The sequence below is a fragment of the Shewanella sp. genome, assembly GCF_013214165.1.
Lineage (GTDB): Bacteria > Pseudomonadota > Gammaproteobacteria > Enterobacterales > Shewanellaceae > Shewanella.
The window spans coordinates 1-9,816 of record NZ_JABSSM010000106.1; the positions used below are offsets into that span (position 1 = coordinate 1).

A 9,816-nucleotide genomic window follows, 5' to 3' on the forward strand; every position below is an offset into this window, starting at 1 on the left:
TTAAAAGCGTCTGGAACGCTTAAGACCTTGTGGGTCAGATGGGAAATGTCTTGAGATGTAGGGAGCATCTCTGACCATGTGAGCACGACATTGGTGAATCTGACCTATAGGGAGATAGGAAATGTCTAATGTATGTCTGGAACATACAAGACCCTGCACGGCACCGCCGCAGGCTATAGATTAGAATGAATTTATGCCATTCATGAACCTAATCAAATAACAAAACCAGCCCAATGAACCCACAATAGATATTTGAAACTTGTTATCCGACAAGCACACCATCTGGTGTTTAAAGCTGAGTGAATAGGTGAGTAAACGTCATTGTTTACTGAGTCTTCCTGAATAGTTTTTATTTTTTCGTTGAGTGAATTATGTGCGCTAAATTTCATCACTTACTGTTTAAAGAAGTCATACCAATCAGTGGAAGTGATTGAAAAAAAGAAGATGTGTAGTTGAACAGCGAACGGTTAGGGAACAAAAATAAAAAAGCATCACCTTGAAGTGATGCATTATTTTACAAACTTAGCTCAGCGCGGATGGCAAACACCCGTGAGTATTTGTCTATATCTGTTCGACGTCGAAGCTCACTTCCGGATTCACATCCAGTTCATAATCCACAGACTCGATGCCAAAACCAAATAGCTTGAGGAACTCTTGCTTGTACTCGCGGTAATCGGTAAGTTCCGTCAAGTTTTCTGTGGTGACTAATGGCCATTGATCGCGACAATGCTGCTGGATCTCTTCTCGCAGTTCCCAGTCATCGAGGCGTAAGCGATTAGCATCATCGACCTGGGGCGCTTGACCATCTTCACGGTACAGACGCTCAGTGAACATGCGGTTAATCTGCTCCATACAGCCTTCATGTAAGCCTTCTTCGCGCATCTTCTTAAATACCATGGCGATATAAAGAGGCATGACAGGAATAGCGGAGCTGGCTTGAGTGACAACGCTCTTAAGTACGGCGACATTTGCGCTACCACCTGTGGCAGATAATGTCTTATCCAAGGCTTTTGCCGCGCGGTCAAGATCCATTTTGGCCTTACCCAGGGCGCCGAGCCAGTAGATAGGCCAGGTCAATTCTGTGCCGATATAACTATAGGCTACCGTCTTGCAGCCATCAGCCAGAACGCCAGCCTCAGACAAGGCTGCTAGCCACAGCTCCCAGTCTTCACCGCCCATGACTGTCACTGTGTCTTGGATCTCTTGCTCGCTGGCAGGTTCGACGCTAGTTTCAATAATAAGATCTTTATTGGTGTCTACTGCGGTAGCGGTGTAAGTCTCGCCGATAGGCTTAAGCGCTGAGCGAATAAGCTCTCCCGAATCGGGTAGTTTACGCACTGGAGAGGCTAAAGAGTAGACCACCATATCGATTTGGCCTAAGTCGGCTTTAATGATATCGATGGCTTTCTGTTTCGCTTCATGACTGAATGCATCACCATTTAGGCTCTTAGAATACAAGCCTTCGGCTTTGGCGAACCTATCGAAGGCCGCCGAGTTATACCAACCGGCCGTACCTGACTTTCTTTCAGTGCCTGGCTTTTCGAAGAATACCCCGAGAGTGGCAGCGCCACTGCCGAAGGCGGCAGCGATACGAGAAGATAGACCATATCCACTTGAAGAGCCGATAACTAAAACTTTCTTAGGGCCGTTTTTTACGCTTCCCTTCGCCTTAGTGATATTGATCTGTTCGAGTACATTAGCTTCACAACCAACAGGATGAGTAGTGGTGCATATAAAGCCACGTGTTTTAGGTTTGATTATCATGTTTCATCTTCTCTTTAAAAAGTGACAGTAGGATAATTAATCAAGCGCCAAATGGCACTGATTATTCCTGATTTTCTTTAAAAATGGCCAGTGGTAAGAGCAGTTTACTGGATTGAAATCCACCGGCTCTTATCCTTGTAGACCTTTAACCTTAATGCCAAGCATGGCTGAACAGGTGAGGTTAACCATGCTTCTTGGTTGTTCTGTGGTGTCGTTTCTGGCTAAAGAGGCTTAGCTCCTGCACCAGACGTTGAGTATATTCATGTTTGGGTGCATTGAATAATTCTTCTGTTGTCGCTTTCTCAACCATCTCTCCATGGTGAAGCACCATCACCTTATCGCTAAAATGACGAATGATGCTGAGGTTATGCGACACGAAAATATAAGACAGCCCCATCTCTTTTTGAAGCTTTAACAGTAAGTTTAGAATTTGTGAGCGGACAGAAAGGTCGAGGGCGGTGAGCGCTTCATCCGCGATGATTATTTTTGGATCCAGCATGAGCGCACGGGCAACGGCAACACGCTGCTTCATCCCTTCAGATATCATGTGAGGGTAGAAGTCGGCGTGTTCGGGTAACAGACCCACCTTTCTGAGTTTATCGACGACCTGTTCCCTACGCTGTTTGGCATCGAGTTCGGTATTAAACTTCAGTGGTTCATCGAGCAGAGCCCCGATGGTTAATTTAGGATTGAGTGATGTGTTAGGGTCTTGAAAAATCATCCTGATTAACTTACATCTTTGTTTTAGGTTTCTCTTTTCCAGCGCTTCACCCTCGAAAAAAATCTCGCCACTACTGCGGACTTCTGCGCCGACGAGTATCCTTGCCAGGGTGCTCTTTCCCGAACCTGCTTCGCCAACAATCGCTAAGGTTTCTCCTGTGTTGAGCTCGAAAGAGACAGGAGATAAAGCTTGATTATACTCACGCTTAAACCCTTTGTAGCCTGCATAAAAACGCTTACTTAGGTTTCTAACTTGAAGCAGAGGTGTCTTCATTACATGTTTCTTCTTGGTAAGGGAAATGACAGGCAAAATAGCGATTTTTTTTATGACTTAAATTAGGACGACTCACGCATTTCTTTTCGGCGCGTGGGCATCTTGGACCGAGTCGACAACCTATGGGAAGATGTTGCAGTGCCGGTGCAGAGCCTGGCAGTGTGCGCATGATGGACTTATGCGCGATTTGTCCTGTGTGGTTGGGAATATTATTAAGCAGGGCTTTAGTGTATGGATGATAAGGATGGGCTAAAATTTCAGCCGTAGGGCCTGACTCCATGATTTGTCCACAATACATCACCGACAGTTGATCACACCAGATTGATAAGGTCTCGAGCTCATGACTGATCAGCAAAATGGAGACATCCTGTAGCTGGTTTAATTTACTCAGCAGGCGAAAGATCTGCGCCTGTGTGTCCATTTCCATGGAGTTGGTCGGCTCATCGGCTATTAATAGCCTAGGTTGATTGGCAATAGCCATGGCGATCATCACTTTTTGACACTCACCTTCCGACAGCTCCCAGGCATAGCTGGACATGACTTTTTGCGTGTCCTTGATGCCCACCTTATGCAGCCATTTTTTTGCGGTCTTCTTCTTATCTGCGTTGCGTCGCCAGAAAGGCAGTTTCTTATTTTCGGGCATGGCTTCAATTAGCTGGGTGCCGACACGAATAACAGGATCTAGGCTACCGGATGGGTCTTGAAATATCATGGCAATTTCGCTTCCCATCAGGTTGCGTCTTTGCTTAGAGCTCATCTCTAACAGATTGTGACCATCCCACAACATGCGGTCGGCCTTGATTGTCCAGTTATGGCCTGGGATGCCTAAGATGGCTCTTGCTAATAAGCTGCGGCCAGAACCGGACTCGCCAACTAAGCCGTGGATCTCGGCCGGGTTGATGGTTAAGCTGACTCTGTCCAGTGCCTTGACACGGCCGTGAGGGGTGTCTAGTTCAATGGTGAGGTTACGAATATCGAGTAAGGGCATAATCAGGTATCAAGATTAGTTATTGATCGGCGACAAGGCAGATCGTAAGCCGTCGCCGACTAAGTTAATGGCTAAGACACAGCACAAGATGGCAATGCCGGGTATCGTCACAGTCCATGGGGCGGTTAACAGGTTATCCATTCCTTGGGAAACCATGGCGCCCCATTCAGGGCTCGGGGCTTGTGCGCCTAGGTTTAAGAAACCCAGCGCGGCGATATCCAGAATGGCCGCCGAGATCCCTAAGGTGGTTTGTATGATCAATGTGTCCCATATATTGGGCATGATGACATACCAGAAAATTTGAAACTGATTCGCACCATCGAGTCTGGCGGCCGTGACATACTCTTTTTGCAATTCTTCATGTATGGCTTGATGAATAGCACGGACAAACTGAGGCGTAAGCGCAATCCCCACGGCCCAAAAAACGTTTTCTAATCCTGGCCCCATCACTGCGACCACTAATATTGCCATTAACAGGGAGGGAATTGACAACAAGGCATCGAGAAAATGACTGAGAATGCTCGATTTTAGTCCTTTCATCATGCCTGAAATTGAACCGATAATAAAACCGACAACCAAAGACGCTAGGACTATGCCTAGGGCCATGCCGAAGGTCAAGTGAGCGCCATGGAGCAGGCGACTAAAGATATCGCGACCTAGATCGTCGGTACCAAGGAAGTGCTCTACCGTTCCGGCGGCATCCCATGATGGCGCCAATAAGAGGGCGTGTGGATCTTGTTGCTCCGGAGCATAGGGGGCGATCAGCGGACCAAATAAGGCCAGCAACAAGAAACAAATCACAGTCCATAATCCGGCAAATGCGAACGGATTATCTGAAAATGCATGCCAGAACCTGCGCAATGGAGAGGGGATCTCGTCTTCCTGATAGATTTTAATTTGCGGCATAAAGCTCTTTCCTGCTTAGGGGGTTGATTGCCGTATGAAGAACTTCAATCATGATACTTAAAAATATGATGATCAAGGCAACCGCCAGCACACCGCCTTGGATCACCGTGTAATCTCTTTGATAGATGCCCGAGACTAACCAGGCGCCTACACCTGGCCATGAGAAGATGACTTCGACTACCATGGCGTAACTGGCGAACGTGCCTAACATGAGACCTAGATTTTTCAGCACAGGTATCAAGGCGTTGGGCAGGGCATGACGTAACACTATATGGCTGGTATGTAGGCCTCTGGCCTCAGCAGCCTTGATGTAGGTCTTATCCATGATGGATATGATCGCCGAGCGTGTGCTTCTCACCACCACAGTGAATGGGAGTACGGCCAGTGTGACTGCAGGCAATATGATGTGGTGCAGGGCATCGATAAAGGCTGAGTCTGCATAGGGAGAATCTGAAAGCAGCGTGTCAATCAGCACCAAGCCAGTGACAGGTTCAATTTCATAGAGCAAGTTTAACTGACCTGAGATGGGCAGCCAGCCCAGTTGTACCCCAAACCAGAGTGATAAGGTTAATCCTAGCCAAAAAACCGGAATAGAATATCCCGTTAGTGTGATGGTCATTATGGTGTGTTGGGTGATCTTGTTTTTACTCATCGACGCCAAAACACCGAGGGGGATACCGAAAAGTAGGGCTAATACTGCGGCGACAAAAGCCAGTTCGAACGAGGCGGGCAATACTGCCGCTAGCTCATCGACCACGGGTTGCTGTGATGTCGCCGAAATGCCCAAATTACCCGTTAACCTTTGCTGAAGGTATCCAATAAATTGGCCGAATTGGTTGCTCTGGAGTCGATAATCTTGATCGATTTGTGTGATCTGTTCGACTGTTGGGGCATGTATGCCGGTCAGGGCAAACCTTATCTCGACGGGGAAGTGGTGAGTGGCGATAAACAGCACAGCGAGTAGCACCAAGGAGGTAGCCACAAACAGATTCATTCTACGTAACAGATACCGAGCCATTATTTTATCTCCTCAACATTCATCATATCCCTATGGTGATCGGCATTAAAGGATATTCCGCCAAATGGCGTGAGTTGGCTATTATCTATGCCTTTTTTCTTCAAAATAAGTCGGGTCGCATGGGCAAAGGGCAGCATAGGCAGTTCTTGTGCAAACAGCGCCTCGGCCTCTTGGTAGAGGGCTTTACGTTGTTCTTTTGAAGTGATTGATTTTGCTTTAAACAGAATGTCATCGAATTGCGGGTTACACCAACGGGAACGATTACTGTTCGATAGTACGGATGCACAGCTAAGGATCGGAGTAAAGAAATTGTCAGGATCGCTGTTATCGGCATTCCAACCGATAAGCACAGAGTCGTAGTTCCTTAGACTTAATTTCTGGTTGAATACACTCCAATCATAGCTAACGATATTGACCTTAACGCCTATGTAAGCCAGATCCGCCTGAATGAGTTCGGCCGTCTTATGGGCGTTAGGGTTGTATATACGCGCGACGGGCATGGCCCAGATATCGATAGTGAGATTTTTTATGCCAGCCTCTTTTAAGAGTCGTCTGGCTTTCTCGGGGTGATAATCTACCAGGCTTTGATTTTTCGAATATGCCCAGGACATAGGCGGAAGCATGCCAGTGGATCCTACAGCCGTCTTCTGGTAGACCGCTCTGAGGATATTATCCCTGTCGACGGCGTGGGCTAAGGCCTTGCGTACTCTGACATCATTAAAGGGGGCTTTTTGTGTATTAAACGCCCAAAACGCGACATTAAATCCCGGCAGTGAATCTACTTCGAGTTCATCATGTTGGAAAACAACCGCGAGTTCTCCCGCCTTTGGCAGGGCCGATACACTGCAATCGCCTGTGATGAGTTTAGCCAGCCTGGTGGTACTCTTAGGAGTGATATCAAACACTAACAGTTCAGCTGTGGGGAGGTGTCGCCAATAACCCTCATTCCTATGGTAGCGTATATAGTCGTTCTTGACATATTTCACCAGCTGAAAAGGTCCTGTACCAACGGGCTCGCGGTCAATTTTTTCAGGTTCACCTTTTTCACTCAATATAGCAGCGTATTCTTTAGACAAGATAACGGCAAACCCGGACGCTAAGTTAGCGAGGAAAGAGGCATCTTTATGTTGCAGGTGGAAGGCGACTTCATAGTCAGACCGTTTTTCAATTGACTCGATCAGTTTATCGAAGCCTATGCTCTGAAAAAACGGATATCCGGTCTTGGAGATATGATGAAATGGGTGGGATGAATCGATCACCCTGTTGAATGAGAACAAGACATCATCAGCATTGAAATGACGCCTAGGTGTAAATTCTTGAGTGTGATGAAAGTTAACGCCTTTACGCAATTGAAAAGTGTAGGTTAATTCATCGTCACTGATCTGCCAATCAGTGGCTAACGAAGGCTCCATCTGGGCAGATTTTATGTCGTAACTGACCAGTCCATCATAGATCTGCTGTGAAGTTGCATCCACAGTCGTTCCTGAGGTGACCAGTTGCGGATTGAAAGATTCAGGGTTTCCTTCGGAGCAGTAGACTATCCCTGGTGGGACTAACTTAGGTCCACAGCCTGCAAGTAAAACACAGATGCAGTATATGGCTGGGTATAAAGACAGACGCTTAAGCAGCACTCTCATCGACAGATCAATTTTTCAGGACTTTGGTGGCCATTTTAGCAGTGCTGATCGCCGATGAGCAATGAACATATGTTATTAAGGCGTATTAAGTTTTATCGAGTAAGTTGTATTTTTTTAAAATGCCGCGTAATTGGTGATAGCTTAAGTTTAAAAGTTCGGCGGTTTTCTTTTGGTTAAATTGACCCGCCTCCAGTGCCTGTTTTAGTAGCACCACCTCTAACCCTTCACAATGTTCTTTAAAATCAATTGGAAAAGAAATTTCATCACTGTTGGCTAGCTTGGTGCAAGATGACACTGTGTCGCTGGGCGTGACTGGAGCATGGGCGCTGGCAAGCGCTTGTCTCTCGCGGGTTTTTACCCTGGTTATCGGGCGATAGGGGGAGGCAAAAGGATCGACCACTATATTGGTAATGGCCGCTTCTGTTTCTGGATTACGATAGACGCTTCTCTCCACCACGTTCTTAAGCTCTCGTATGTTACCCGGCCAGTGATGATCCATCAGTTGTTGTATTGCTCTGGGGCTGAAGCCGGGAAATAGCTCATGTTTCAGTTGCCTGGCCATGCCTATGGCAAAGTATTCGGCTAACGTCATGATATCTTCCTGCCTATGACGCAAAGGAGGCAAGGTGATCACATCAAACGCCAATCTGTCGAGTAAATCGGCTCTAAATTCACCGGCTTCGGCTAAGGTGGGAAGATCTTCGTTAGCCGCACAGATTAGCCTGACATCTGTTCGTACTGTTTTACTGCCCCCTACGCGCTCAAATTCACCGTACTCTATGACGCGAAGCAATTTTTCCTGAACCAGCCCAGAAGTATTTGCCAGTTCATCGAGAAATAAGCTACCGCCATCGGCGCGCTCAAATCGCCCTTGATGTTTCTTGTTGGCGCCGGTAAAAGCACCGGCATCATGGCCAAAGAGTTCACTTTCGAGTAAATTCTCACTCAGTGAGGAGCAATTGAGCTTAATAAAGCTTTGATCCCAACGTGCAGACAGGAAATGGAGGCGTTCTGCAATTAGCTCCTTACCTGTACCACGTTCGCCAATGATAAGGACGGGTTTTGACAGAGGTGCGATCTGTGAAACATGCTCCAATACTTCGAGGAGCGCATTTGATTGACCGATAAGATTATCTTGCTGAAATTGATTTGTCACAGTAAGTTTTAGTCTTTAACGCTAATAGTTGGTGAAAATAATAATAAGACCCTCTGTTATTAAAAGAAAGAAAAAGTTAATATATTGGTTAAGTAACTGTATTTTATGAAATATGAAAAGTTGGCATAGAAAGTGGATTAATATCTCCAACACCAACGTTAATTTAAGGACAGCATTATGGGAATTTTCTCTCGCTTCGCAGATATCATAAATTCAAATATCTCTTCATTACTGGATAAGGCCGAAGATCCAGAAAAAATGGTGCGCTTGATTATTCAAGAGATGGAAGACACCTTAGTCGAGGTTCGTTCTACTTCGGCTAAAATATTAGCAGAGAAGAAGGAGATAATCCGTCGTATCACTAAGGTACAGGGGCAGGTGCTGGATTGGGAAGGAAAAGCCGAGCTTGCATTGTCGAAAGACCGTGAAGACCTCGCTAAAGCTGCACTGGTTGAAAAAAAGAACGCGAGTGAGCTTGCCGATACCTTGACTCGAGAGCTTGTGGTTGTTGAAGAGCAGATTGCTCGCTTGAAAGAGGAGGTTAACTTGCTGCAGCAGAAGCTAGCCGATGCCAAGGCTCGTCAAAAGACCATCATCATGCGTAAGCAAACAGCCTCTTCACGCTTAGAGGTGAAGAAGCAACTTGATTCTAGCAAGATCGATAACGCCATGAGTAAGTTTGAGCAGTATGAGCGCCGTGTAGAGGGACTCGAGTCACAAGTCGATGCCTATGATCTGGGCAATAAGAAGAGTCTAAGTGATGAATTTGCGGCACTGGAAGCCGAAGATTCTGTCAATGCCGAGCTTGAGGCATTGAAAGCCAAAATAAAGAGCAGCAAGGCGAAGACTAAAGTCAAATAAAGATAATGTAGAGGTGATAAACATGGATATTTTAATGGCCCCAATTATTATTTTTCTGATAATCGTGGCGCCCATTTGGCTGATACTTCACTACCGCAGCAAGCGTCAGGTGAGCCAGGGACTGACTGAAGAAGAGTATTCTCAACTTAATGAACTGATCGGCAGGGCCGATAAGATGGCTCAACGCATCGACACGTTGGAAGCGATTTTAGACAGTGAAGCACCACAATGGAGGGGACGCAATGAGTAACTGTAACAGCAGACTCTGGGCGGTTTCCACCTGCGGGGCTGACTCTTTAAAACGAGGAGTCGCAATGAGTTATACTTGCATCAGACTTAGGGTGGTTTCAACTGGCGAGGCAGAATTTTTTAAACGGAGGAATTGAAATGAGTGACACGAGAGAACGTACCTTATATCGCCTTCCTCAATCGGGTAAAATAGCTGGGGTTTGTTCTGGAATTGCAGACTATTTCGGCTTTGAAACCTGGCTA

The 9,816-nt window shown here is 46.4% G+C and carries 10 protein-coding genes; 3 read left to right on the forward strand and 7 right to left on the reverse strand.

The features are described 5' to 3' along the window. Positions 1-561 precede the first annotated feature (561 nt). The 7 genes from fabV to pspF form a co-directional block, all read right to left on the reverse strand. Complete coding sequence (fabV, locus tag HRU42_RS19070) at positions 562-1,764, reverse strand: enoyl-ACP reductase FabV (protein WP_295033439.1); 1,203 nt, start codon at positions 1,762-1,764, stop codon at positions 562-564. A gap of 181 nt (positions 1,765-1,945) precedes the next feature. Further along, positions 1,946-2,758 carry an ATP-binding cassette domain-containing protein gene (locus HRU42_RS19075; RefSeq protein WP_295033441.1) on the reverse strand — a complete coding sequence of 271 codons (813 nt, stop codon included), beginning with the start codon at positions 2,756-2,758 and terminating at the stop codon, positions 1,946-1,948. Continuing rightward, positions 2,733-3,746, reverse strand: a complete 1,014-nt coding sequence (locus tag HRU42_RS19080; RefSeq protein ID WP_295033443.1) for an oligopeptide/dipeptide ABC transporter ATP-binding protein — start codon at positions 3,744-3,746, stop codon at positions 2,733-2,735. The genes HRU42_RS19075 and HRU42_RS19080 overlap by 26 nt, the downstream gene beginning before the upstream one ends. Positions 3,747-3,761: 15 nt before the next feature. Beyond that, positions 3,762-4,652, reverse strand: coding sequence for an ABC transporter permease subunit (locus HRU42_RS19085; protein WP_295033445.1), 891 nt, complete (start codon positions 4,650-4,652; stop codon positions 3,762-3,764). Beyond that, positions 4,639-5,670, reverse strand: coding sequence for an ABC transporter permease subunit (locus HRU42_RS19090; protein WP_295033447.1), 1,032 nt, complete (start codon positions 5,668-5,670; stop codon positions 4,639-4,641). Before HRU42_RS19090 ends, HRU42_RS19085 begins: the two co-directional genes overlap by 14 nt. After that, the gene (locus tag HRU42_RS19095) at positions 5,670-7,307 is read right to left on the reverse strand and encodes an ABC transporter substrate-binding protein (RefSeq protein ID WP_295033449.1); all 1,638 of its coding nucleotides are present in this window, start codon (positions 7,305-7,307) and stop codon (positions 5,670-5,672) included. The genes HRU42_RS19090 and HRU42_RS19095 overlap by 1 nt, the downstream gene beginning before the upstream one ends. Before the next feature lie 85 nt (positions 7,308-7,392). Further along, the gene (pspF, locus tag HRU42_RS19100; protein ID WP_295033451.1) at positions 7,393-8,463 is read right to left on the reverse strand and encodes a phage shock protein operon transcriptional activator; all 1,071 of its coding nucleotides are present in this window, start codon (positions 8,461-8,463) and stop codon (positions 7,393-7,395) included. Positions 8,464-8,640: 177 nt separating this feature from the next. Here pspF and pspA point away from each other — a divergent pair, with 177 nt between their 5' ends. The 3 genes from pspA to HRU42_RS19115 form a co-directional block, all read left to right on the forward strand. Then, positions 8,641-9,324 (forward strand): phage shock protein PspA, encoded by a 684-nt coding sequence (pspA, locus tag HRU42_RS19105; protein WP_295033453.1) that lies wholly within the window; start codon positions 8,641-8,643, stop codon positions 9,322-9,324. Positions 9,325-9,340: 16 nt separating this feature from the next. Then, on the forward strand, positions 9,341-9,574 hold the full coding sequence (gene pspB / locus HRU42_RS19110) for an envelope stress response membrane protein PspB (RefSeq protein ID WP_077752250.1): 234 nt from the start codon (positions 9,341-9,343) through the stop codon (positions 9,572-9,574). 137 nt (positions 9,575-9,711) lie between these two features. Further along, on the forward strand, positions 9,712-9,816 hold a 105-nt coding region (locus tag HRU42_RS19115; RefSeq protein WP_295033456.1), incomplete at its 3' end, for a PspC domain-containing protein.

What these genes read in the sequence shown, in the direction of transcription:
- fabV (WP_295033439.1), bottom strand. Translation starts at nt 1,764, where the DNA reads ATGATAATCAAACCTAAAACACGTGGCTTTATATGCACCACTACTCAT.
- HRU42_RS19075 (WP_295033441.1), bottom strand. Translation starts at nt 2,758, where the DNA reads ATGAAGACACCTCTGCTTCAAGTTAGAAACCTAAGTAAGCGTTTTTAT.
- HRU42_RS19080 (WP_295033443.1), bottom strand. Translation starts at nt 3,746, where the DNA reads ATGCCCTTACTCGATATTCGTAACCTCACCATTGAACTAGACACCCCT.
- HRU42_RS19085 (WP_295033445.1), bottom strand. Translation starts at nt 4,652, where the DNA reads ATGCCGCAAATTAAAATCTATCAGGAAGACGAGATCCCCTCTCCATTG.
- HRU42_RS19090 (WP_295033447.1), bottom strand. Translation starts at nt 5,670, where the DNA reads ATGGCTCGGTATCTGTTACGTAGAATGAATCTGTTTGTGGCTACCTCC.
- HRU42_RS19095 (WP_295033449.1), bottom strand. Translation starts at nt 7,307, where the DNA reads ATGAGAGTGCTGCTTAAGCGTCTGTCTTTATACCCAGCCATATACTGC.
- pspA (WP_295033453.1), top strand. Translation starts at nt 8,641, where the DNA reads ATGGGAATTTTCTCTCGCTTCGCAGATATCATAAATTCAAATATCTCT.